Origin of the sequence: Streptomyces sp. NPDC006739 (assembly GCF_042869815.1) — a bacterium.
Lineage (GTDB): Bacteria > Actinomycetota > Actinomycetes > Streptomycetales > Streptomycetaceae > Streptomyces.
In genome coordinates, this window is the sequence record NZ_JBIAGM010000006.1 from 211,459 (window position 1) to 234,014 (window position 22,556).

General features: G+C 70.2%; 17 protein-coding genes and 3 pseudogenes. 2 read left to right on the forward strand and 18 right to left on the reverse strand.

All coding sequences use genetic code 11. The annotated features are described in order from the left end of the window. Nucleotides 1–280 precede the first annotated feature (280 nt). From ACFYMM_RS15310 to ACFYMM_RS15330, 5 genes and pseudogenes are all read right to left on the reverse strand, one after another. Nucleotides 281–2,476: a xanthine dehydrogenase family protein molybdopterin-binding subunit gene (locus tag ACFYMM_RS15310; RefSeq protein WP_388386380.1), complete on the reverse strand. Its 2,196-nt coding sequence runs from the start codon at nucleotides 2,474–2,476 to the stop codon at nucleotides 281–283. After that, nucleotides 2,473–3,453 carry an FAD binding domain-containing protein gene (locus ACFYMM_RS15315; protein WP_388386382.1) on the reverse strand — a complete coding sequence of 327 codons (981 nt, stop codon included), beginning with the start codon at nucleotides 3,451–3,453 and terminating at the stop codon, nucleotides 2,473–2,475. Before ACFYMM_RS15315 ends, ACFYMM_RS15310 begins: the two co-directional genes overlap by 4 nt. Nucleotides 3,454–3,460: 7 nt before the next feature. Continuing rightward, the gene (locus ACFYMM_RS15320; RefSeq protein WP_388386385.1) at nucleotides 3,461–4,111 is read right to left on the reverse strand and encodes a (2Fe-2S)-binding protein; all 651 of its coding nucleotides are present in this window, start codon (nucleotides 4,109–4,111) and stop codon (nucleotides 3,461–3,463) included. 301 nt (nucleotides 4,112–4,412) lie between these two features. Next, the gene (locus ACFYMM_RS15325; RefSeq protein ID WP_388386388.1) at nucleotides 4,413–4,826 is read right to left on the reverse strand and encodes a cupin domain-containing protein; all 414 of its coding nucleotides are present in this window, start codon (nucleotides 4,824–4,826) and stop codon (nucleotides 4,413–4,415) included. Nucleotides 4,827–4,864: 38 nt separating this feature from the next. Then, nucleotides 4,865–5,134: pseudogene (locus ACFYMM_RS15330) on the reverse strand (SDR family NAD(P)-dependent oxidoreductase); the annotation flags it as partial. 31 nt (nucleotides 5,135–5,165) lie between these two features. On the opposite strand from ACFYMM_RS15330, the pseudogene ACFYMM_RS15335 reads away from it, so the two are divergent. Beyond that, a pseudogene (locus ACFYMM_RS15335) lies at nucleotides 5,166–5,342 on the forward strand (SDR family NAD(P)-dependent oxidoreductase); the annotation flags it as partial. A gap of 75 nt (nucleotides 5,343–5,417) precedes the next feature. Here the strand turns inward: ACFYMM_RS15335 and ACFYMM_RS15340 are convergent. The 6 genes and pseudogenes from ACFYMM_RS15340 to ACFYMM_RS15365 form a co-directional block, all read right to left on the reverse strand. Further along, complete coding sequence (locus tag ACFYMM_RS15340) at nucleotides 5,418–6,185, reverse strand: SDR family oxidoreductase (protein WP_388386392.1); 768 nt, start codon at nucleotides 6,183–6,185, stop codon at nucleotides 5,418–5,420. A 70-nt stretch (nucleotides 6,186–6,255) separates the two neighbouring features. Beyond that, entirely contained in the window at nucleotides 6,256–7,512 is a 1,257-nt protein-coding gene (locus ACFYMM_RS15345) for an MFS transporter (protein WP_388386395.1), read from the reverse strand. Nucleotides 7,513–7,678: 166 nt separating this feature from the next. Next, entirely contained in the window at nucleotides 7,679–8,194 is a 516-nt protein-coding gene (locus ACFYMM_RS15350; RefSeq protein WP_388386398.1) for a cyclophilin-like fold protein, read from the reverse strand. Nucleotides 8,195–8,209: 15 nt separating this feature from the next. Next, a pseudogene (locus ACFYMM_RS15355) lies at nucleotides 8,210–8,877 on the reverse strand (SDR family NAD(P)-dependent oxidoreductase). Between the two features lie 165 nt (nucleotides 8,878–9,042). After that, nucleotides 9,043–9,996 carry an alpha/beta hydrolase gene (locus tag ACFYMM_RS15360; RefSeq protein WP_388386401.1) on the reverse strand — a complete coding sequence of 318 codons (954 nt, stop codon included), beginning with the start codon at nucleotides 9,994–9,996 and terminating at the stop codon, nucleotides 9,043–9,045. Nucleotides 9,997–10,051: 55 nt separating this feature from the next. Further along, entirely contained in the window at nucleotides 10,052–11,068 is a 1,017-nt protein-coding gene (locus ACFYMM_RS15365) for a zinc-dependent alcohol dehydrogenase family protein (RefSeq protein ID WP_388386404.1), read from the reverse strand. A gap of 184 nt (nucleotides 11,069–11,252) precedes the next feature. On the opposite strand from ACFYMM_RS15365, the gene ACFYMM_RS15370 reads away from it, so the two are divergent. Beyond that, a complete protein-coding gene (locus ACFYMM_RS15370) occupies nucleotides 11,253–12,122 on the forward strand; it encodes a helix-turn-helix domain-containing protein (RefSeq protein ID WP_388386407.1) in 870 nt (289 codons plus the stop codon). A gap of 1,137 nt (nucleotides 12,123–13,259) precedes the next feature. Here the strand turns inward: ACFYMM_RS15370 and ACFYMM_RS15375 are convergent. The 7 genes from ACFYMM_RS15375 to ACFYMM_RS15405 form a co-directional block, all read right to left on the reverse strand. Then, a complete protein-coding gene (locus ACFYMM_RS15375) occupies nucleotides 13,260–14,642 on the reverse strand; it encodes an FAD-binding oxidoreductase (RefSeq protein WP_388386410.1) in 1,383 nt (460 codons plus the stop codon). Nucleotides 14,643–14,707: 65 nt separating this feature from the next. Continuing rightward, on the reverse strand, nucleotides 14,708–16,090 hold the full coding sequence (locus ACFYMM_RS15380; RefSeq protein ID WP_388386412.1) for a DoxX family protein: 1,383 nt from the start codon (nucleotides 16,088–16,090) through the stop codon (nucleotides 14,708–14,710). A gap of 39 nt (nucleotides 16,091–16,129) precedes the next feature. Then, nucleotides 16,130–16,843 carry a class I SAM-dependent methyltransferase gene (locus ACFYMM_RS15385; RefSeq protein WP_388386414.1) on the reverse strand — a complete coding sequence of 238 codons (714 nt, stop codon included), beginning with the start codon at nucleotides 16,841–16,843 and terminating at the stop codon, nucleotides 16,130–16,132. A 75-nt stretch (nucleotides 16,844–16,918) separates the two neighbouring features. Next, complete coding sequence (locus tag ACFYMM_RS15390) at nucleotides 16,919–17,737, reverse strand: ABC transporter permease (protein ID WP_190174511.1); 819 nt, start codon at nucleotides 17,735–17,737, stop codon at nucleotides 16,919–16,921. Continuing rightward, nucleotides 17,734–18,717: an ATP-binding cassette domain-containing protein gene (locus ACFYMM_RS15395; RefSeq protein WP_388386416.1), complete on the reverse strand. Its 984-nt coding sequence runs from the start codon at nucleotides 18,715–18,717 to the stop codon at nucleotides 17,734–17,736. Before ACFYMM_RS15395 ends, ACFYMM_RS15390 begins: the two co-directional genes overlap by 4 nt. A gap of 62 nt (nucleotides 18,718–18,779) precedes the next feature. Further along, entirely contained in the window at nucleotides 18,780–19,715 is a 936-nt protein-coding gene (locus ACFYMM_RS15400; protein ID WP_388386418.1) for an NAD(P)/FAD-dependent oxidoreductase, read from the reverse strand. 299 nt (nucleotides 19,716–20,014) lie between these two features. Next, nucleotides 20,015–22,393: an ATP-binding cassette domain-containing protein gene (locus ACFYMM_RS15405; protein ID WP_388386420.1), complete on the reverse strand. Its 2,379-nt coding sequence runs from the start codon at nucleotides 22,391–22,393 to the stop codon at nucleotides 20,015–20,017. Nucleotides 22,394–22,556: the final 163 nt, after the last annotated feature.

Sequence of the window (22,556 nt, forward strand, 5' to 3'; positions counted from 1 at the left end):
CCCTGCAGTCGGGAACCCTTTGCCTCTCCACCAGGCCATCGCGCTCCTCCCCGCGTCGCGACGTCCTCGACGAGGAACACCGCTGCCTCGCATGTGACCGGTCGGCCGTGTCCACCGGCACGCGGGGATGCGGGACGGCGGCAGGCAGCGGGAGGTCGAGCCGGGAGTCCATGTCCAGGCGGAAGGTGCCGTACGGGTTCACGTTGGACCAGAACAGCGCGGTCCGGACGGGCAGGCTGCTGGACGAGCGGTGTGCGCTCCGTCGGCTCGAGGGAATGGATCAGAGCAACGCCTCTGCGGTGATGGGCAGTTCACGGACACGGCGACCGGTGGCGTTGAAGACCGCGTTGGCGACGGCGGGCGCCACGCCGATCATCACCAGCTCCCCGAGGCCCTTGACGCCGAGCGGGTCGGCCTCGCTGTCCTCGCCGTCCAGGTAGATCGCCTGGAGGTCGGGGACGTCGGCGTTGACGGGCACGAGGTAGTCGGCGAGGTTGGCGTTGACGATACGTCCGTCGCGGTGGTCGGTGAGCGTGTGCTCCAACAGGGCCGTGCCGATGCCGCCGACCATGCCGCCGAGAGCCTGGCTGTCGGCGAGCTTGGGGCTGATGATGCGGCCCGCGTCGTACACGCCGAGTACGCGCCGCACCCGCACCAGGCCGAGCGTAGCGTCGACGGCCACTTCGGCGAAGGTCGCGTTGTAGCCGTAGAAGGAGTGCCGCTCCGGGCCGGACGGCGGGGCGAAGGAGCCGTCCGCTTCCAGGTGGGTGCGGTCGTTGCGGGCGAGCAGCCGCCGGTACGTCTCCCCGCGCGTGGGGTCGTTCTTCACGTGCAGCCGACCGCCCTGCACCACGACATCGCCGGCGGCCACCCCGTACAGCGGCGACTCGCGGTCTGCGACGGCCAGTTCGATTGCCTGACGGCGGACCTTGTTGCAGGCGTCGAGGGTGGCGGAGCCGACGCTGGCCATGGTCATCGAGCCGCCGTGTGGTGGGGTCGGCGGGTAGAGGGAGTCCCCCAGCCGGAAGGTGACCGTGCGCACGGTCAGTCCGAGGGCGTCGGCGGCGACCTGGGTCTGGGAGGTGTAGGTGCCCGGGCCCATGTCGGTGGCGGCGGCCTCGACCAGCGCGGTGCCGTCGGCGTCGAGGCGGGCCCGGGCCTGGGCCGGCATGCGGGCGGTGTCGTAGACACCGGCGGCCATGCCTCTGCCGATCAGCCAGTCCCCCTCACGCGTCGAGCGGGGCTCGGGGTCGCGGCGGTGCCAGCCGAACTCGCGCGCACCGACGGTGTAGCACTCCCGCAGCCGACGGGTGGAGAACGGGAGTCCCGACGACTCGTCCTCGTTCGGCTCGTTGCGCCGGCGCAGCTCGATCGGGTCGACGCCGAGTTTGTGGGCGAGTTCGTCCATGGCCGACTCGATGACGAAGGAGGCCGTCTGGAAGCCCGGGCCTCGCATGTACAGCGGCGTGGGCAGATCCAGCGGCACCGTCCGGTACCTCTGGGTCACGTTGGGCATGCTGTAGAGCATCTGTCCGGCCGCCAGGATGGACTCGGTGAACGTCTCGTACGACGACGTCTCGGCGTCCAGCTCGTGCACCGCGGCGGACAGCCGGCCGCGCCGGTCGCTGCCGAGGCGCAGGCGGTACTCGTACGAGGGCCGGAAACCCGTACCCAGGTACATCTGCTTGCGGCTCAGCACGAGCTTGACCGGACGCTTCGTCTCGTGGGCGGCCAGCGCTGCGACGACCACGTGCGGCCAGCAGCGCAACGCCGTGCCGAAGCCGCCGCCGACGAACGGCGAGATGACGCGCACCGCGTCCATCTCCAGGCCGAACACCGCCGCGAGTTCGGTCTGCGTGCCCACCACCCACTGGGTCTTGTCCCACACGGTGAGCTTGTCGCCGTTCCAGCGGGCGATGGTGGCGTGCGGCTCCATCGGGTTGTGGTGGTTGCGCGCCGTGCGGTACGTCAGGTCCAGTCGGACGGCCGCTGAGCGCAGGGCCGCTTCGGCGTCGCCGCGCGCGTAGCGGGTCGGCTCGTCCGGCTCGGCCTCGGTGAGGTCGGTCGAGGGCTGCTCGGCGTCGTAGCCGACCCTGACCAGGCTCGCGGCGTGCTGTGCGGCCTCCAGCGTGGTGGCGACCACGACGGCGATCGGCTGGCCGTGGAAGCGGACGCGGTCGTCCTGGAAGACGCGGAGTCGCCGGCCGGGCGGATTGTTCGACCCGGAGTTGTCGCGGTACGGCAGCTTCGGCGCGTTGCGGTGGTCGAGCACCTTCAGTACGCCCGGAAGGGCTTCGGCGGCGCCGGTGTCGATCGACGTGACACTGCCGCGGCCGATGGCCGCGTCGACGATGACGGCGTGCACGGACCCGTCGACCTCGTGCTCGGCGGCGTACAAAGCCTTACCCGTGACCTTGAGCCGGCCGTCCACCCGGGACAGCGGCGCACCCACGGCTGCCTGCGGCTGGGGGCTCACCTGGTACCTCCTACGACGCGCAGCTGGCGTTCGACAGTGCGCTTGAGCAGCTCGACCTTGAAGCGGTTGTGCTGAAGGGGACGGGCCCCGTCCGCCGCCTTCGCGGCAGCGGCCGACCAGAGAGCTCCCGAGGGGCGTTCACCGACAAGGTGCTGTTCGACGGCGGGCAGCTTCCAGGGCACCGTGCCCACGCCCCCGGCGGCGACCCTGGCCTCGCGGATCACCCCACCGCGTACGTGCAGCGCGACGGCCGCCGACGTGAGGGCGAACTCGTACGACTGCCGGTCACGCACCTTCAGATAGCCGGACCTGAGCGGGCGCGGGAGAGCGGGGATCTCCACCGCCATGATCAACTCGCCCTTGCGCAGGGCCTGTTCGCGTTGTGGGGTGCTGCCGGGCCGCAACAGGAAGTCGGTGAAGGGGATGTGGCGTGCTCCGTCCGGGCCCAGCAGGTGCACCCGGGCCTCCAGGGCGGCGAAGGCCACGGCGGCGTCGGACGGGTGCGTGGCCACGCAGGCGTCGGAGGTCCCGAGGATGGCGTGGGTGCGGTTGAAGCCGTGCAGCGCGGCGCAACCGGAGCCGGTCTCGCGCTTGTTGCAGTCGGCGGTGACGTCCCGGAAGTACGTGCATCGGGTGCGCTGCATGATGTTGCCGCCGATGGTGGCCATGTTCCGCAACTGGGCCGAAGCGCTCAGTTCCAGCGCCTCGGATACGACGGGATACAGCGTGCGCACCTTGGCGTGGGCGGCAGCCCCGGACATGGTCACCAGGGCGCCGATCCGCAGCCCCCCGCGCTCGGTCACCGTGACCTCGCGCAAGGGCAGGCCGCTGATGTCGACCAGGCTGTCGGGACGCTCGACGGTCTCGCGCATCAGGTCGACGAGGGTGGTGCCGCCGGCGATGTAACGGCCGCCGTGGCGGCCCGCATTGAGGGCCTCACGGGTGTCGGACGCCTTGGTGAAGGCAAAGGGATACATCAGGCCCTCACTTCCGGCCGGCGGTCTGCTCGACCGCCCGCACGATCTTCACGTAACACCCGCAGCGGCAGATGTTGCCGCTCATCCACTCCCGGATCTCCTCCGGCGAACCGGTGTGACCCTCCTTGATGCAACCCACCCTGGAGACGATCTGACCCGGGGTGCAGTAACCGCACTGGAAGGCGTCCTCGTCGATGAACGCCTCCTGCAGTGGGTGGAGTTGATCGCCCTCGGCCAGGCCCTCGATCGTGGTGACCTCGGCCCCCTCCAGACGCACCGCGAGCGTCAGACAGGCGTTGACCCGGTGGCCGTCGACCAGCACCGTGCACGCCCCGCAGGCCCCGGCGTTGCAGCCCTTCTTCGAGCCCGTCAGACCGAGATGCTCGCGCAGCAGGTCCAGCAGCGACGTCCGGTTGTCGACCGTCACCGTCCGGCGGGTGCCGTTGACCGTCAAAGAGACACGGCTGGACGGCGGCCGCTCGGCGGCCGTGGCCTCTTCCGCGCCGATGAGAGAAGTCCCTCCAACGACGCTCCCCGCGACGACCGCGCCGCCGACCACGGTACTCGTGGCGATGAAGGTGCGCCGAGTGGGCGCCGGGGAGGACTCGCCGGCTCCGGTGGGGGGTTGAGCGGCAGGTTCGGGGAGTTCAGTTGACATAGGTACGCCTTCGTATCTCTGACGGATCGGCCGTACACATCAGCGGGACGCGAGAATGGATCGTCGTCACAGCAGGAAAGCCGGCAACCGCGCGCTCTGGAGGCGGCTACCGGTCACCTGGGGAGTCTCGCACCACCGGCAACGCTCGTGACAGGGAGACTTTCCTCCCCCCTTGAAGCTCCGTCAGAAGTGACTGACCGACGTCATCGGGGGCACTTGCGCGCGCTGCGAGACAGGCGGCAGTCCCCGGGACGCCGTGACGGCCTGAGCGAGCCCCGGATGCGCGTGGGATGGGCCGGGGCTACTGGTCGCGGGTGCGGGGGCCGTTGTACTGCTGGTCGGTGACCGGCTCGGCCCAAGCGGTCTCGGGAGTGCCGTCGCCCGTGCCCTCCCACAGGGCGATGTGCTCCATGAACCGGTCGTGGGCGGCGCCGTGCCAGTGTTCCTCGTTCGGCGGGCAGGCGACGGTCTCGCCGGGGCGGGCCTCGAAGACGGTGCCGTCCCGGGTGCCGATCCGGGCGATCCCGGAAACGATGTGCAGGGTCTGGCCCAGAGCGTGAGAGTGCCAGTTGGTGCGGGCGCCCGGCGAGAAGCGGACCAGGTTGGCGCGCATCCGCGACGGCTCCTGGCCGGCCACGATGACGTCCCACCACACGTCGCCGGTGAACCAGTCGGCCGGGGCCTTGCTGCTGGGCTGCTGCTTGATGAATTCCATGATCTCTCTCAGCTCTCTTTCCTCTGGGTGGGCTGTCTTCAGCGGACAACGTAGCCGCCGTCGACGGGGAGGGCGACGCCGACGACGAAGCCGGCTCCGGGGCTGCACAGCCACAGGACCGCCTGGGCGATCTCCTCGGCGGTGCCGAGCCGGTTGATGGGCTGATTGGCCTCGGCCTCGGCGCGGTCGAGTTCTCCCTTGGCGATCATGTCGCTGACCATGGGGGTGTCGATGGTGCCGGGGCAGATGGCGTTGATGCGGATGCCTCGGGGGGCGTATTCGAGTGCCGCGCTGCTCGTCAGGCCGACGCTCCATGTCACCTGAAGGGACACCCCCACCATGAATCCCACGTACGACTTCAACGGCCAGGTCGCCCTGGTCACTGGAGCCGGCGCCGGCATGGGTCTGGCGACCGCCCGCGCGTTCGCCCGGTCCGGAGCCGCCGTCGCCCTCACCGACATCGACGAAGCGGCCCTGAATGCTGCCGCGAAGGAACTCACCGACGTCGGCCACCAAGGAGATGTGGCGGCACGACTGATGTCCGGGATGCCTGAATGAACTGCGGAGGCACGAGTCCTTGCCGAGACGCCGTCAGACGGTCTGACCGCCGTCGACGACCAGGGCGTGGCCGGTGGCGAAGGAGGCGGCGTCCGAGCAGAGCCAGAGCACGGCGGCTGCGATCTCGTCCGGTGTGCCCAGGCGTCCGATCGGCTCGTCCGCGACCAGGGCGTCCCGTCCTCCGGGTGTGCTTTCGGCGAAGCGCTGGATCATCTCGGTGTCGATGATGCCGGGGCAGACGGCGTTGACGCGGACGTCGGACGCCGCGTAGTCGAGGGCGGTGGAGCGGGTCAGGCCGATGACGCCGTGCTTGGCGGCGGCGTACGCTGCCTGTCCCTTGAAGCCCTTGACACCGGCGCCGGAGGAGGCGTTCACGATCGCGCCGCCTCCGTTCTGAAGCATCAGGGGGATCTGGTGCTTCATGCACAGGAACATGCCGGTCAGGCTGACACCGATGACCCGGTCCCACTCGTCCTTCGCGATGTCCGCGGCCGATTTGACCGGCTGCTCGACACCGGCGTTGTTGAAGGCGACGTCCAGTCGTCCGAACGCCTGGACGGTGTCGTCCAGCGCGGTTTTCACGTCGTCCTCACTGGTGACGTCACAGGCGAGGGCCAGAGCCTGTCCGCCCGCTTCCTCGACGAGCCGTGCGGTCTCCCGCAGTCCGTCCGCGGACAGGTCGGCCAGGGCGACGCGGGCACCCATGCGGGCGAAGGCGACGGCGGTGGTGCGGCCGATGCCGGAGCCGGCTCCGGTCACGAAGGCCACCTTCCCGGTGAAGCCCGTGCTGCTCACAGTCATGTGCGGAGTCCTCTCGCTTGCTGGTACGTCGGCGGGTTCGCATTCGGCAGTACGCGGATCCCGGCTTGAGTCAGTGCTGCGACGACGCCTGCGCGGCCTCGTCGCGTCGCCGCTGCCCGGGAGCGCTGCTCCGGGCCACGATCCGGCCCTTGCCGGATGAACCGTGGACGGCGAGGGCGATCAGGGGCAGCAGCGTGAGGGCGGCGATGACGGTGCCGACCAGGGGCGGGCCTGCCAGGCCGAGGGTGGAGTCCAGGGCCGTACCCGCGAGCGCCGATCCGGCGGCGATACCGGTGTTGAAGGCGGAGGTGGTCAGCGCCGAGGTGAGGGTGGGGGCATCGCCCGCGAAGCGCATGGCGAGGGCGGTGACGACCGGGTTGACCGTGAAGCCGGTCAGGCCCATGAGGAAGACCAGGAGGGCCGCTGTCACCGGATTGCCGGACAGCGGGATCATCAGGAACAGGACCAGAGCCGTAGCCGCGGCGGCCGTGACGGTGGTGGCCATCGGACGTCGGTCGCCCAGGCGGCCGCCCGTGGTGGTGCCGCCCAGGGCGCCGACGCCGAACGCGATGAGGACGAGCGGTACAGCGCCTGCGGGGACGCCCGCGCGGTCGGTCAGCAGCGGCGTGACATAGGTGTACGTCGCCAGGACACCACCCATGATCAGCATCGCGGCGCCGAGCGCCAGCCACAGCCGGCCCTGACGCAGAGCCCGGACCTCGGCCCGGACGGACACCTCGACGTGCTGTTCCCGGGCCGGTATGAAGCGGCCGATGAACACGGCGGCGAGCCCGGCGAGGACGGCCAGGGCCCAGAAGGGGCCGCGCCAGCCGGTGAACTGGCCGACGAACGAGCCGATCGGCACGCCGACGACGTTGGCCAGGGTCAGGCCGCCGATCATGACGCCCGTGGCGCGGGTGGCGTGGTGCGGGCCCGCGGCGGTGGTGGCGACGACGAAGCCGACGGACCAGAACGCTCCGGTGGCCAGGGCCGTGACGACGCGGGCGGCGAGGACGATCGTGAAGGACGTGCTGAGGGCGGCGACGAGATGTCCGAGGCAGAACACGGACAGGGCCAGGACCAGCGTCAGGCGCTGCGGAAGCCGTAGGGTCGCCATGGCCATGGTCGGCGCGCCGACGATCATGCCGACAGCGAATGCGGTGATCAGCAGGCCGGCGTGGGAAACGCTGACGCCGAGGTCACCGGCCAGCTCCGGCAGCAGGCCGGCGACGACGAACTCGGTGGTCCCCATCAGGAACGTGCCGGCGGCGAGCACCCAGACGACGAAGGGAAGCTTGCCGGGGGTCGTCCCGGACGCGGAAGGCATACGTGTGGTCTCTCCTTGCGTGGAAACGGGATCATGGTGGCGGCTGGAGCCGTAGCGGCGGACAGTGGACGGCGCGGCCACATCTTCGACGGTTCCATGCAGCGAACCGGATGAAAAGGGGAGGATCTCCTCTCCCCTTCGTGCACGGGCGAGCGGCGGGGGCGGGTCAGGGCGCGGCTTCGATGGTGATCTCATCGGCGGTGGCGAGCTGCTCGGCGCCGCCGTCGGCCATGTGTCCGAGGATGACCAGGCCACTCGCGTAGGGGGCGTCGCGGTAGTAGGTGGCGAGCTGGTTCCAGGGGGCGTAGTACGCCAGGTCGCCGACCTCGGGTTCGGCGCCTTCCGGGGCGCCGGAGGTGGACAGCTTCCGGGGCAGATCGGCGATCTTCTCAGCCTGGTTGAAGTCGCGCAGGGAGAGGGTCAGGGGGAGCTGCGCGGCGAAGTCGCGGGCGGTGGGGTTGTCGTTCAGGGTGGCGGCGACGGGGTGGCCGTCGAGGGTGAGCCGGATGTTCATCGCGGTCGTCCTGCCGGTCGGGGTGGTGGCTGCCGGGGCCGTCGAAGCCTGCGGCGACGCGGACTCGGAGGAGGAGGGCGGGGAATCGTCGGTGCAGGCAGTCATGACCAGGAGCAGGGCGGCGGCCGGGAACACGCGGGTGAGAGCGCGAAAGGGGGCGGGATTCACGGGGTCGTCCTGTAGCTAGTCGGGCAGAGGTTCGGAGTAGTGGCGGAAGCCGTCCCGCTTGGTGTGGATGTCGTACAGGCGCTGGGCCAGGGCGTCGGGGCTGCTGTGCTCGGCGTCGGGCCGGATGGCTCCGGGGATGATCAGCTGGGCGGCGTGGATGTTCTCCGGAGCGAGGGCGTCGTGGAGCATGCGGGCGTAGGCGCTCTCGGCGGTGCGAAGGCGATGGAGGTGCCGGCGACCTTCGGGTTGGGACGTACGGCGCTGGAGCCGTTGACGAACAGCAGGGTGCCGCGGCCGAGTTCGCGCATGCCGGGCAGGACGGCGTTCACCGCGGTGACGGGGCCCTTGACGGAGAAGGTGAGCGGGGCGTCCAGGTCGTCGGCGCTGGTGTCGAGGACCGGCTTCATGAAGTGGGCCTGGGGCACGGGGCTGTACTGGAGGATCTCGATGGGCCCCAGGGTGGTCCCCGCGGCGTGCAGGGCCGTGGTTAGGGACTCGATGTCGAGCACGTCGGCGGTGAAGCCGCGGGCCCGGATGTCGTCGTGGGCCAGCTCGGCGGTCATCTCCTCCAGGCGCTCGGCGTTGCGTGCGATGAGGGCGACGGCGTGGCCGGCGACGCCGAAGCGACGGGCGGCGGCCGGCCCGAGACCGGGGCCGGCGCCGATGAGCCCGAAGGTCGTCATGGGATTTCTCGTTCCTGGTGTGAGGCGGTGGCTCCCACCCACATCCGCGCTGCCGGTGATGCGGCCCGACGGTGTGGGTGCGGGACGAGAGGGCGCCGAGGGGCGTTGACAATGTGCGCCCGGCGCCGTCCGGCCCGGCCGTACGCGATGCGCGGCGGCGTGCGATCAGACCAGGTTCTTGCTGAAGAACTCCTCCAGCTTGTCGAACGGGATCAGGTCCGTCCTGTCGTAAAGATCGACATGGCCGGCGGTCGGGACGACGTGGAACTCCTTGGGCTCGGCCGCAAGTTCGTAGGCGTCCTCGCTGAAGTACCGCGAGTGGGCGTTCTCGCCGACGACGAACAGGATGGGCCGCGGCGAGACCCACTCGATCTTCGACAGCAGCGGAAAGTTCATCAACGACATGCCGCTCGTCAGCGTGAACTGGGTGGTGGAGTTTGGGTGGTAGCCCCGAGGAGTGGAGTAGAACTCACCGAACTCCCGGCCGACCGGGTTGGTGTTCTCGTCGAACCCGATGGGCGCGCCGCGCGGGGTCAGGGCGGGGGCGTGGGCCTCGAAGTCCGCGTACCGCTGCTCGGCAATCGCGTCGAGCACGGCACCTCGCTCCTCCGAGGTGAGAGAGCCCTGCCAGCCCTCCGAGGCGATGCGGGCGATGTCGTACATGACGACCGTGGCAACCGCCCTGATGCGCCGGTCGACCTGGGCCGCGCTCAGCGCGAAGCCGCCGCTGCCGCACATACCGACGACGCCGATGCGGTCCCGGTTCACGAAGTCACGTGTGCCCAGGTAGTCGACGGCCGCGCTGAAGTCCTCGGTGAAGACGTCGGCGGAGGAGACGTGTCGCGGATCGCCGCCGCTGTAGCCGTTGTAGGAGGGGTCGAAGGCGAGCGCCACGTAACCGCGCCGGGCCAGGTTCTGGGCGTAGATGCCCGGCCCCTGCTCCTTCACGCCGCCGTAGGGTGGGCCGACGACGATCGCGGGGTGTTCCTGGGAGACGTCGAGGTCCTTCGGCTGGTAGAGGTCTGCGGAGATGGTGATTCCGTACCTGTTCTCGTACGACACCGGGTGCCGGGTGACGTTCTCGTCCAGGTCGAAGATGTAGTTGTCTGCTGCAGGCATTTCGTGTCTCATTTCTGTGGTGCTCGGCACGGGCATCCGGTCACCGGGCTGGGGATCAGGGCTTGAGGAGGACCTTGATGGCGCGGCGTTCGTCCATCGCCTGGTAACCTCCGGCGACCTGGTCCAGGGGCAGGGTGAGGTCGAAGACCTTGCCCGGGTCGATGCGGCCGGTCAGCACGCGGTCGATCAGGTCGGGCAGGAAGCGGCGCACGGGAGCGGGGCCGCCGCGCAGGCCGACGTGGGAGAAGAAGAGTTCCTGGCCGTCGACGGCCACCTCGTGCGGGACGCCGACGAAGCCGACGTTGCCGCCAGGGCGGGTGGAATGCAGGGCCTGTCGCACCGCATCCGCGGTGCCGACGCACTCCAGCACACTGTCGGCGCCGATGCCGCCGGTGAGGTCCTTGACGCGGGCGATGCCTTCGTCGCCGCGCTCGGCCACGATGTCGGTGGCGCCGAACTCCAGGGCGAGCTTCTGCCGGGAGCCGTGCCGGGACATGGCGATGATCCGCTCCGCACCCAGTTCCTTCGCGGCGACGACACCGCACAGTCCGACCGCTCCGTCACCGACCACTACGGCTGTCGAGCCGGGCTTCACCTCGGCGGCGAGGGCGGCGTACCAGCCGGTGCCCATCACGTCCGAGACGGCGAGCAGGCTCGGCACCATCTCGGCGTCCGGGTGCTCGTCCGTGGCGACCAGGGTGCCGTGGGCGTTGGGTATGCGCACGTACTCGGCCTGGCAGGTGCTCATGAACTCGCGGTTCAGACAGGAGGACTGCCAGCCGTTACGGCAGTTGGCGCAGGTGTTGTCCGAGGTGGCGAAGGAACCGACGACGAACTGGCCCGGCCTGACGTTGGTCACCTCGCTGCCGATCTCCTCGACGACGCCTACGTACTCGTGCCCCATCGGGTGCGGGTCGCCGATGGGTTCCGCGCCGCGGTAGGGCCACAGGTCCGAGCCGCACACGCAGGTGGCGACCGTGCGGATCACCGCGTCGGTCGGCTCGATGATCTTCGGGTCGTCGAGGTTCTCGAAGCGCACGTCGCCGGGGGCGTGGATGACTGCTCCGCGCATGGGGTGCTTCCTTCGGTGCGGGGATCGGTGGACCGCAGCCGTGGTGAGGAATACGACTGCTCACGGTCGAGCCTCACACGCGAGGGCAGGCGCGAAAAGCGGAGAAAATCATCCCGGGAAGGAAACATCCAGGGAGGAAGTTCTCCCCCCTTACGCAGGTGGGATCGATGTCATCCTGGGAAGCATGACCGCCAACGTTCCCCTCAATGAGCTGGGAGAATTCCTCAAGAAGCGTCGCTCGAAGCTGAGCCCGCGCGCGGTCGGTCTACCCAAGACCGACAGGCCCCGCCGGGTGGAGGGACTGCGCCGCGAGGAGGTCGCGCAGCTGGCCAATATCAGCACCGACTACTACACCCGCCTGGAACAGGGCCGTATGCAGGCGTCGGCGCCCGTGCTGGACGTCCTCGCCCGGGTGCTCCATCTGGACGACGACGAGCGGGGCTACCTCTTCCAGCTCGCCGGAAAGACCACCACCCGCACCCGGCGCCGCAGCCGGCAGAAGGTCCAGCCACAGCTGCAACGGGTCCTGGACGACCTCACCGCCACCCCCGCCATCGTGCAGGGCCGACGCGGCGACATCCTCGCCTGGAACGCACTGGCCGCCGCCCTGGTCACCGACTTCTCCCGCATCCCGGAAAAGCACCGCAACTACCCACGGATCCAGTTCACCGACCCGGCGATGCACACCCTGTACGCAGACTGGGAGACTTCCGCGCAGATCTCCGTGGCCCAGCTGCGCATGGAGGCCGCGAAGTATCCGGAGGACCCGCGCCTGATCGAGCTGGTCGGTGAACTGTCCCTGCGTGACAAACAGTTCGCCCGCTGGTGGGGCGATCACCATGTCGCCGCCCGCACCGTGGGCACGAAGACTCTCAACCATCCGGTGGTCGGCGAGCTCGTCCTGGACTGGGACACCCTCACCGCCAACACCGACCCCGACCAGCACCTCACCGTCTGGACCGCCGAGCCCGGCTCCCCCACCCACGAACGGCTGCGCATCCTGGCCTCCTGGGCCGCCGACCAGGACCTGCCGGCCTCCTCCCCCCACAGCTGACCGCGACGGGCCGCCGCCATGAAGGCGGCTGGAAGGGGCTGTCAGGCGGGTGCGAGCGCTGGCATCCCGCGACCACGCGGCTACCCGAAGCCCGGCCCCGCGCGACAGGCAGGTTCCCTCTCCACCCAATGGGGTCGAGAGGTCTTCAGGAGCACTGTGCCGGTGCCCCGAGCCACCGCTCGGCCGGTGGCGTCGAACAACACGGCCTTGGTCACGGCATGGCCCGCGTCGACACCGAGCACCAGTTCACGCGCCACAGCTCACACCCGCCCCAGTGCGCGGGCAGTGTCCGTCGCGGCGCACCGGCCGGTCGCCGGGAGTCCGGCGACGAGCCTCGCCGGACGCAGCGTAGTGGTGGCGCCGGAGCCCTTTGGTCGCCGCTCAGTCAACGCAGCGCCCCGGTCCGAAACGGGCCGCACACCTCTGCCAGGGCCTCGACGTACCCGGCGGGGACCATCGATCACCGATGACCGGAACGCACACCGGGGTCTCCGCCCGTGCCGAAGCCACCATCCACCGGGCTGATCGTCCCACGTACCCGGTCGACGCGCCCTGACCGTCATCTGTCAGACGCCGTCTGACACACCGTCGGAAAAAGCGTCAACCGAGCGTCGAAGACAGCGCCCCTCAGTCCCGGTGAACCAGCACTTCTCGCTCGCCGCTCCCCCGCACCGCCCCACGAACTCGCAGGTCAGGCGGGCGTTACCCACCTGGCGAGCCCTTTACGTCATGCACCTGCAGAAACATGTCGTCACGATCCGTTCGCGACTTGCGACATCAGCGAAGCAGCAGGTCAGACACCCTTTGCTGCGGGCTCAAGAATCGCCACGCATTCCACGTGCGACGTCATCGGAAAGATGTCGGCCTGAACGGGTCCCAGAAAGGCCCTGGTCAGAGCCGTTTTCTCGGCCCATCGTCCTTCGTGTGAACGGCCAGAGCGTCGAACGAGCGTCAAAGACGAGAGTCCCGCGAGGAGGTGCGGAGAACAGCAGCGCCAGGCCGCCCAGCGCCGACAGCAGCCCGGCGACGAACCTGAACCGATGACCAAGCCGACGACGATCACCACGACGAAATTGTTCAGCGGGACCACGGGCACGACGAGCGGCATGGTGCCCGCATGCAAGCGACGAAGCTCAGTCAATCGCTGTCTTTCGGTCGGATGTTGTGGTTGAACCGGAAAAGGTTGTGCGGATCGTGCAGCGTCTTTACGCGTCGCAGCCGCTCGAAGTCCTCGGCCGCGAAGAGTTCCCGCACCTGCTCCTGGCGCACCGGGGCGCCGTCGTTGTAGACGGAGTTGAGGCTGCGGCCGACGGTCCACTGCTTCAGGGCCTCGTAGACGCGCTGGTGGACCGGCCGGGCTGCGGTGGACGGCGCGGCCGTGCCGCCGGTCATCACTCGCAGCATGTACGCGGCGTCACGGCCCCCGACCGCGCCCGGGTCGGTGGGCCGACGGGCGAAGGCCCCGCCGAGGTGACGGATGTCGACGATGCAGGGGACGGCCGCATCGGGTCCGGCCACGTCCACGACGGTCCGCAGGGCCGTGGGATCGAGTTCGCTCAGCAGGACGTTCCCGCCGAAGTAGGCGTGCGGGACGTGCGGGTCCTGGTAGATGGTGCCGACCTCCGTGTACGGCATTTCCCGGATGGTGTCGATCAGACGCTGGCCGAGCGCGCGCAGGGGCGCCACGAGCCGTTCGCCCTCTTCGGCGGAGCCCGTGAAGGCGATCCGGACGTGTGCGACGTAGCGTCCGCGCAGCGGCTCGGGGACGGACGGCATCGATGGGAAGGTCATGAGGCCGATCGAGGAGGTGAGTTCCTCGGGCAGTGTGAGGGTCCACGCGTGGTAGGCGTGCAGCAGGTCGACGGGGTGGTCCGCGGCGAAGTGGAGGCCGCCGCCGTAGAGCCCGGTCACCGGCACGAGGGAGGTTTCAATGGCGGTGACGGCGCCGAAGTTGCCGCCGCCACCGCGCAGCGCCCAGAACAGGTCGGGGTCGGAGCCGGCCGTGACGTGGCGCAGCGCGCCGTCGGCGGTGACGATGTCGATGGCGCGGACGTAGTCGCTGGCGTAGCCGGTCCGGCGGCCGAGCAGGCCGACACCGCCGCCGAGGAGGTAGCCGACGACGCCGATGTGCGGAGCTGAGCCGTTGACAGGGGCCAGACCGTGCGGGGCGGCCCGCTCGATGACCTCTCCCCACAGCACGCCAGCCTGGGCGCTGACGGTTCCGCCCTCCGCGTCCACCACGACGGCCTTCATCCGGCGGGTGGTGATGAGTACGCCCTCACCGTCCAGGGCCGTGACGATGCCGTGTCCGGTGGACTGCACGGCGACGGGCAGCCTCCGCTCGGCGGCGAAGCGGACGGCGGCGCGCACGTCCTCGGGGCGGGTGGCGCCGACGACGACGGCGGGCCGGTGCCGGAAGCCGGTCTGGAATCCGGTCCGTTCCTCGTCGTACCCTCGGCTGCCGGGCAGCAGGACGGGTCCTCGTACCTCCGCGGCCAGCGTCTCCACGTCCGCGCTCATCCGTTGTTCTCCTCCCGTGGACGGCGGGCCGCCGTCCCGTGTGTGCCGCTCGGTCGACTGGTCCGCTACCGCAGGTACGAGTTGTCCTGCACCCAGTGGAAGCCACGGCCGACCAGCGGGAAGGTGCCGAGGTCGCGGCGGCGCAGATGCAGGCGGTGGTGGTAGCCGTCGGCGTCGCCCTCCAGGATCAGGCGATCGTCGGTGGGGCGCTCGAAGGTGAACGTCACCTGCCACTTGGGGTCGGCCACCTTGGTCAGCGCGACCGAACGGGCGTTCATGTCGATCGCCGCCATGCAGGGGTCGAGCGAGTCGTCCATGTGCTGGATGGCCACGGCGTCGGCGGAGTCCACGACGACTCGGCGCCAGCGCCGGCTGTCGGTCGTCATGGGCGGGTGCCGTTCGCCGTCGATGGAGAAGTCGGTGACGTCCCAGACGCCGTACAACTCGGGCTTTTCCCGTCCGCCCCCGTGGTTCTTCCAGAACGACCAGTCGTTGCGCAGCTGTGCGCCGAGCAGCCAGAGCCCCGCCCCGGCCTGCAGTGCGGTGGCGATCCGGTTCGCCCGGCGGGAGCGGAAGAGCTCAGAGGGGACGGCCGCGGGGACCGGGCGGTCCGTGAGCAGGGCTCCGGCCAGGCGAGGCGTGTGCGGGGCCAGCAGAAGGAGGCTGAGCAGGAGGAGGTGGAAGGAGTGGACCTTGACGGGGACGTCGAAGGTCATGTTGAGGAGGAGCACCTGGGCCATCTCCGCGGCCGACACCAGCGCGCCCAGCGACGCCGTGCGCGGAACGATGAGCAGCAGCCCGCCCGCGATCTCCGCACAGCCGAGCAGCATCTGGTACGGCTTGGAGGACCCCGTCTGCGCCCACAGCAGGCCCATCGGGCTGAGGTCGCCGAGAGGCTCGACGAGCTTGGACGGCGGCAGCTGGAACTGGAGCGGGACGGCCTTGGCCGCGCCGTAGGAGAACATCTGCCCCGCGAGGCAGAAACGGGCGGCCAGGCGGACCCACTTGTCCAGCGCCGCGCAGTCCGTCCGGTTCCGGTCCAGCACGGACCAGACCGGGGTGGCCGCGGCGGCGCCCGCGAGCCAGCAGAGCTGCCCCGCCCAGGTGTGCGGGTCGTCGCCGCCGTCGAAGCGGTCACCCAGCTCCCTGCCGAGGACCCGGACGGACATCCAGTTCCGCACCGGGCGTACCTCCCAGAGCTTCGCCCAGGAGTCGGCCGCTTCCTGGAGACGCCCCAGGCCGCCCCCGCGCAGGGCCAGATAGACCTGAGGGGAGGTCAGGCAGTACAGGCCGGCGTAGGCGAAACCGAACCGGTAGGCGGCGCGGGCGGCCCCGGTCCAGGGAGGCGGGGCCGGGGAGGCGCCGGCCGACGGGACCACCCGTCGGGCCGCCCGGCCGGCCGGTGAGGACGCGACGGTCCGCAGCCACTTGCCTACTCGCACCTTCATCGTTCATCACCTTCGCAAGGGCCGTCTTCGGTGGTCGCGTCAGCTACGGCGGAAACGTCCGAGCCAGGCGTGCACGTCGAGGAGTTCGGACGTGGTCGGGATGATGCCGCGTATGTGGGTCTCGTCGATCGACTCCGCCGTCCAGCCGTCGGCGAAGCCGTGGCGCAAGTGGTCGGCGGAGCGCTTGAGGACGGGCGGCTCGTCGTTGTCCGGAAGCGGCGCCGGTATCTCCTCGATGGCCTCGGCGAGCCGCGCCTGCATCTCCGCGGACCCCCGGTCGCTGATCGAGAGGATGTGCGCCACCGCCCCCGGGCGGCAGGCCCGGTGCAGGGCCGCCGCGTAGGAACGCAGCGTGTCGCCCTCGAAGGTGTGGGCGAGGCCGGAGTCGATCACGGTGTCGAAGCACCCTTCCCAGCCCTTGAGGTCGAGGGCGTCGGCGACTTCGAAGACGGCGTCGAGTCCGCGTGCCCCGGCCTTGTCGCGGGCGAGGGAGATCGCCGTCGGGGACAGGTCCAGCCCTGTCACCGCGTACCCCTTGCCCGCCAGGTGGAGGGCGTCCTCACCGGTGCCGCAGCCCGCGTCGAGGACCGCGCCGCCGATGAGTCCCGCTTCCTCCAGGGCGACGTAGGCGGGCTGGGGCGCCCCGATGTCCCACGGCGGGCGTTTACCGAAAGGGCTCTCCCCGCGGTAGACGGCGTCGAACACCTCGGTCATCGGGGCGGGTCCGTCGGGTGCGGCGACAGGTTCAGTCATGGCTGCCATGATTGCGTCGCCCCCCGGAGCGTCCTCGGTCTCTTGCGGACTTCTGTCAGGGAGCACCCCTGCCGGTCAGCGCGAGCCGTACTTGCGGACCGCGAGCGGGGCGAACACCGCGATCAGGCCGACCGACCAGGCCACGGTCTGGAGGACGTAGCTCGTCGCCGGGCCCCCGGTGAACAGTGCGCGCAGGGCGTTCACGGCCGCCGTCATGGGGCTGTGGGCGGCGTACGCCTGGAGCCAGCCCGGCATCGTGTCGGTCGGTACGAACGCCGAGGAGATCAGTGTGAACGGGAAGATCCACACGCCGCCGACCGCCTGGGCGGCTTCCGCGTTGCGCACCGACAGCCCGAGGTAGGCGGCGAACCACGACACCGCGTAGCCGAACAGCAGCAACAGCAGCAGGCCAGCCAGCGCGGGCAGGAGGCCGTTGTGGAACCGGAAGCCGACCAGCACGCCGACTCCCACGGTCACACAGGCCACGCCGACGTTGCGGAAGATCTCCGACAGCGTGCGCCCGATGAGCACGGCGGTACGGCTCATCGGCATCGAGCGGAAGCGGTCCATGAGGCCCTCGCGCATCTCGGCGGCGACCCCGATGGTCGTTCCGGCTGCGGAGCCGTAGAGCGCCATCTGGACGAGGACGCCGGGCAGCAGGAACTGGGCGTAGCGTTCGCCGCCGACGTCCATGGCGCCGCCGAAGACGTACGTGAACAGCAGGATGAACATCACCGGCTGGACCAGCGAGAACATCACCAGATCGGGGCTGCGCAGCACGTGCCGTACGTTGCGCAGCGTCATCTGCCACACGTCGGAGAGCCACCACCCGAGGGTGTTCCGCGACTGCGTGTACGACGTGCCGCTCTCCCGTGTCAGGGTGGTGGAGGTCATGTGCGCCCGGTTTCCTTCCCGCTGTCGCGCTGGTCGACGCCGTGATCGGCGGAGCGGCCGGTCACAGCGAGAAAAACGTCGTCGAGAGTGGGCCGGCGGAGCGCCACGTCACCGATCGCGATCCCCGACTCCCTGAGCAGATGGAGCAGGTCGGGCAGGGTGCCGCCGTCGGGCAGCGGAGCGTGGACCACCATCTTCTGCGGGTCGGCGACCGGGTCGGCGCCCAGCCGCTCCCGCAGGAGCCGCACCGTCTGTTCCATGCCTTCGCCGTCCAACAGCGTGATGCCGACCCGGTCCTGACCCACCTGGGCCTTCAGCTCGTCCGGGGTGCCGCCGGCGATGACCCTGCCCCGGTCGATGACCGACAGGGAGTCGGCGAGCTGGTCCGCCTCCTCCAGGTACTGCGTGGTGAGCAGTACGGTCGTGCCCTCCGCTACAAGTTCGCGCACGAGCCGCCACACCTCCATGCGGCTGCGCGGATCGAGGCCGGTGGTCGGCTCGTCGAGGAAGATGAGCCTCGGCCGCGCCATGAGGCTGGCTGCGACGTCGAGCCGGCGCCGCATTCCGCCGGAGTAGGTCCTGGGCTGCCGGTCAGCCGCGTCGTCCAGGCCGAAGCGTTCCAGCAGTTCGCTCGCGCGGGCCCGGCAGTCGGACTTCGACAGCCGGAACAGCCTGCCGATCATGTGCAGGTTCTCGCGCCCGGTGAGGAGTTCGTCGACGGCGGCGTACTGGCCGGTGAGGCCGATGACCGACCGGATCCGGCCGGGGTCGTCACGCACGTCCACGCCGAACACCTCGGCCGCTCCCTCGTCCGGCCTGATGAGGGTGGCCAGGACCCGGACGGTGGTGGTCTTGCCGGCGCCGTTGGGGCCGAGCAGGCCGTGCACCGTGCCCTCGGACACCGTGAGGTCGAGGTGGTCGAGTGCGGTGAGCGAGCCGAAACGCTTGCGCAGTCCGGCCGTTCTGATCGCTGCTGGCATCTGCCTTGGTTCCTTTCCGGATCCGACGCGACCCTGAATCGAGTGGTGGCGGGGCAACCGGTTCAGCGGCGCACAGCGCCGAGCAACGCCGACATGTGGATGGCGTCGGCGGCCGCGGCGCCCGCCGCGGCCGACACGGTGACCGACTGCTTCCAGCGGCTGGTCAGGTCCCCGGCCGCGTACAGGCCCGGCACGCTGGTGCACTGGGAGGCGTCGACGCCGATGAAGCCGGCGTCGTCGACCGTCAGCTTCAGCTCTTCGGCCGCCTGCCTGACCACGGGTTGCTGCCGCTGTCGCGGCGTCCAGACCAGGGTCTCCCGCTCCAGGACCTGGCCGTCGTCCAACTCGACGGCGTACAGCGCCCCTTGGTGGTGGTGCAGGCGGCGGACCGTTCCCGTGACGACCTCGCCCCCGCTGCTCCGCGCCGTCGCGCGAGCGGTCTCCAGGCCGGGCATGGACTCCTGGCAGATCGCGATGGTGTCCTCGCTCCAGGCGAGGAAGGCCACGGCCGACAGTCCCGCGAGTTCCGCGTTGTCCGCGACGGTCGCCCAGCGCCCGCCGGCGTTCTCCTCGCCGAGGCAGAACGGGCAGTGGATCACGCTGCGGCCCCAGCACTCCGCGAAACCGTCCACGTCGGCCGGGAGGACGTCCACGACACCGGTGGCGAGCAGAACGGTTCGGGCCTCGACGGTCCCGCCGCCGACGGCGACCCGGAAGCCTCCGCCCGGAGCGGGGGTCACGCTCTCGGCGTCGGCCTCCAGCCGCTCGACGGTCGCGTACCGGGAGAGTTCCTTCCAGGCGCGCGCCCGGAACTCGGCGGGTGTGACGCCGTCCATTCCGACATGGCCGTGAACACCCGCCGACGCGCTGTTGCGCGGTGCCCGGGGGCTGTCCACGATGGTCACCGGGTGCCGGTATCTGGCCAGGCTGAGCGCCGCGGTGAGCCCGGCGGGGCCGGCTCCCACGATCACGGTGGTGTGGTCGGCGTGCGAGGACATCGGTCTGATCCCTTCCGTCGGGCGGCGTGAGCGGGGTCCGTCCGCCGTGGGTGCGGTCCGGCGGGTGCGCGGTGGGGAAACGCCGGAACGGGCTGTAGGCGGGCGGAGGCCGTCGGCCCGCATTGTGGTCGCCGCCGCGGTGCGGGAGAGGTGCGGGCGAAAGAGGTGAGCCAGACAGTCGTGCGCGTACGGCGGTACGGGCGACGTCGGCTTTCGGCCCGGCGCGGGCCGGCCACGGTCAGCGGCCCCCGCCCCGCCCACTGTCAGCAGGCGGGGGGGCGGGCGGGGGCCGCGTCGTGTCAGGCGCCGACGTACTGTGCGAGGTGCTCGCCCGTGAGGGTGGGGCGGTCGGCGACGAGCTCGGCGGGCGTGCCCTCGAAGACGATCTTTCCGCCGTCGTGGCCGGCGCCGGGGCCGAGGTCGATGATCCAGTCTGCGTGCGCCATAACCGCCTGGTGGTGCTCCACGACGATGACCGTCTTGCCGGAGTCCACCAACCGGTCGAGCAGGGCGAGCAGTTGCTCGACGTCGGCCAGGTGCAGGCCGCTGGTCGGCTCGTCGAGTATGTAGACGCTGCCCGTTCCGGCCATGTGACCGGCGAGCTTGAGCCGTTGCCGCTCTCCGCCGGAGAGGGTGGTGAGCGGCTGGCCGAGGCTGAGGTAGCCCAGGCCGACCTCGGCGAGCCGGTCGAGGACGGCATACGCGGCCGGCGTCCGTGCCTCACCGCTGCGGAAGAACTCGGCGGCCTCGGCCACCGGCATCGCGAACACCTCGCTAACGTCCCGGCCGCCGAGCCGGTACTGGAGCACCGAGGCCTGGAACCGCTTGCCCTCGCACTCCTCGCAGGTGGTGGCGACGCCGGCCATGATCGCCAGGTCGGTGTAGATGACACCGGCGCCCTTGCAGGTCGGGCAGGCACCCTCGGAGTTCGGGCTGAACAGGGCCGGCTTGACCCCGTTGACCTTGGCGAACGTCTTGCGGATCGGTTCGAGCATGCCGGTGTAGGTGGCCGGGTTGCTGCGCCGGGAGCCCTTGATGGGCGACTGGTCCACCGTGACGACGCCGTCGCGGCCCGCTACCGAGCCGTGGATCAGGGAGCTCTTGCCGGAGCCCGCGACGCCGGTGAGCACGGTGAGTACGCCGAGCGGGATGTCCACGTCGACGTCGCGCAGGTTGTGGGCGTTCGCGCCGCGCACCTCTAGCACACCGGACCGCTCGCGTACGGACGGCTTCAGTGAGGCCCGGTCGTCCAGGTGCCGTCCGGTGACGGTGCCGCTGGCCCGCAGGCCCTCGACGGTGCCCTCGAAGACGACTTCGCCGCCCTTGGTGCCGGCGTGCGGTCCCAGGTCGACGACGTGGTCGGCGATCACGATCGTCTCCGGCTTGTGCTCCACGACCAGCACGGTGTTGCCCTTGTCGCGCAGTCGCAGCAGCAGGTCGTTCATCCGCTGGATGTCGTGCGGGTGCAGGCCGACGGTGGGCTCGTCGAAGACGTAGGTGACGTCCGTGAGCGCGGAGCCCAGGTGGCGGACCATCTTGACGCGCTGGGCTTCACCGCCCGAGAGCGTGCTCGATGACCGGTCGAGCGAGAGGTAGCCCAGGCCGATCTGGACGAACGAGTCGAGGGTCTGGCCGAGCACGGTGAGCAGTGTCGTGACCGACGGGTCGGTGAGACCGCGGGCCCAGGCCGCTAGGTCGCTGATCTGCATGGCGCAGGCGTCGGCGATGCTCAGGCCGTCGATCTTCGCGGACCGGGCGGTCTCGCTGAGCCTGGTACCGTGGCACTCGGGGCAGACGGAGAACGCCACCGCCCGTTCCACGAAGGCACGGATGTGCGGCTGGAGCGTCTCCTTGTCCTTGGACAGGAACGACTTGCGCACCCGCGCGAGGAGGCCCTCGTAGGTGGTGTTGACGCCCTTCACCTTGACTTTGACCGGGTCCCGGTGAAGGAAGTCGTACCTCTCCTGCTCGGTGTAGTCGCGGATCGCCTTGTGCGGGTCGAGGAAGCCCGACTCGGTGAACGACTGCACCACCCAGCCGTCGGGCTTCCAGCCGGGGACCGTGACCGCGCCGTCCGCGAGCGACTTGGAGTCGTCGAGGAGCTGGGCGGGATCGATGTCCGAGACGGTGCCCATGCCCTCGCAGCGCAGGCACATGCCGCCGACGACGCTGAAGCCCTTCTCGATCTTCTTGCCGTTCACCACGAGGACACCCGAGGCGTCGGCCGAGGCGACGTTGAAGGCGAACGCCTTCTGCGACCCGATGTGCGGCTTGGCGAGGCGGCTGAAGAGGATGCGCAGCAGTGTGCCAGCGTCGGTGGCGGTGCCGACCGTGGAGCGGAGGCTGCTGCCCATGGGCTGCTGGTCGACGAGGATCGCGGTGGTCAGCCCGTCGAGCACATCGACCTCGGGCCGCGCCAGGGTGGGCATGAAGCCCTGGATGAAGGCGCTGTACGTCTCGTTGATCAGCCGCTGCGACTCCGCGGCGATCGTGTCGAACACCAACGAGCTCTTGCCCGAGCCGGAGACCCCGGTGAACACGGTCAGCCGCCGTTTGGGGATCTCCACATGCACGTTCTTGAGGTTGTTCTCACGAGCCCCGTGCACACGGATCAGATCGTGGCTGTCGGCGGCGCACAGCCCAGGAGGCTGGGTGTCCGTCTCCGTGCCAGCGGTCATGTTGTCCCTCCCGTTTGTCGGACGCGGCATGCCTTCGTCAGGTGACGTGGTGACGAGTTCCTGAACGTCCCGGTTCATGGAACTCAAGCGTATACCTGCAAACTCGGTTGAGGGTTTTTGAGAGGCTTCCGGGAATCTACGCGAATTCCTTGGGATAAAGTCT

What these genes read in the sequence shown, in the direction of transcription:
- ACFYMM_RS15315 (WP_388386382.1), bottom strand. Translation starts at nt 3,453, where the DNA reads ATGTATCCCTTTGCCTTCACCAAGGCGTCCGACACCCGTGAGGCCCTC.
- ACFYMM_RS15320 (WP_388386385.1), bottom strand. Translation starts at nt 4,111, where the DNA reads ATGTCAACTGAACTCCCCGAACCTGCCGCTCAACCCCCCACCGGAGCC.
- ACFYMM_RS15325 (WP_388386388.1), bottom strand. Translation starts at nt 4,826, where the DNA reads ATGGAATTCATCAAGCAGCAGCCCAGCAGCAAGGCCCCGGCCGACTGG.
- ACFYMM_RS15340 (WP_388386392.1), bottom strand. Translation starts at nt 6,185, where the DNA reads ATGACTGTGAGCAGCACGGGCTTCACCGGGAAGGTGGCCTTCGTGACC.
- ACFYMM_RS15345 (WP_388386395.1), bottom strand. Translation starts at nt 7,512, where the DNA reads ATGCCTTCCGCGTCCGGGACGACCCCCGGCAAGCTTCCCTTCGTCGTC.
- ACFYMM_RS15360 (WP_388386401.1), bottom strand. Translation starts at nt 9,996, where the DNA reads ATGCCTGCAGCAGACAACTACATCTTCGACCTGGACGAGAACGTCACC.
- ACFYMM_RS15365 (WP_388386404.1), bottom strand. Translation starts at nt 11,068, where the DNA reads ATGCGCGGAGCAGTCATCCACGCCCCCGGCGACGTGCGCTTCGAGAAC.
- ACFYMM_RS15370 (WP_388386407.1), top strand. Translation starts at nt 11,253, where the DNA reads ATGACCGCCAACGTTCCCCTCAATGAGCTGGGAGAATTCCTCAAGAAG.
- ACFYMM_RS15375 (WP_388386410.1), bottom strand. Translation starts at nt 14,642, where the DNA reads ATGAGCGCGGACGTGGAGACGCTGGCCGCGGAGGTACGAGGACCCGTC.
- ACFYMM_RS15380 (WP_388386412.1), bottom strand. Translation starts at nt 16,090, where the DNA reads ATGAAGGTGCGAGTAGGCAAGTGGCTGCGGACCGTCGCGTCCTCACCG.
- ACFYMM_RS15385 (WP_388386414.1), bottom strand. Translation starts at nt 16,843, where the DNA reads ATGACTGAACCTGTCGCCGCACCCGACGGACCCGCCCCGATGACCGAG.
- ACFYMM_RS15390 (WP_190174511.1), bottom strand. Translation starts at nt 17,737, where the DNA reads ATGACCTCCACCACCCTGACACGGGAGAGCGGCACGTCGTACACGCAG.
- ACFYMM_RS15395 (WP_388386416.1), bottom strand. Translation starts at nt 18,717, where the DNA reads ATGCCAGCAGCGATCAGAACGGCCGGACTGCGCAAGCGTTTCGGCTCG.
- ACFYMM_RS15400 (WP_388386418.1), bottom strand. Translation starts at nt 19,715, where the DNA reads ATGTCCTCGCACGCCGACCACACCACCGTGATCGTGGGAGCCGGCCCC.
- ACFYMM_RS15405 (WP_388386420.1), bottom strand. Translation starts at nt 22,393, where the DNA reads ATGACCGCTGGCACGGAGACGGACACCCAGCCTCCTGGGCTGTGCGCC.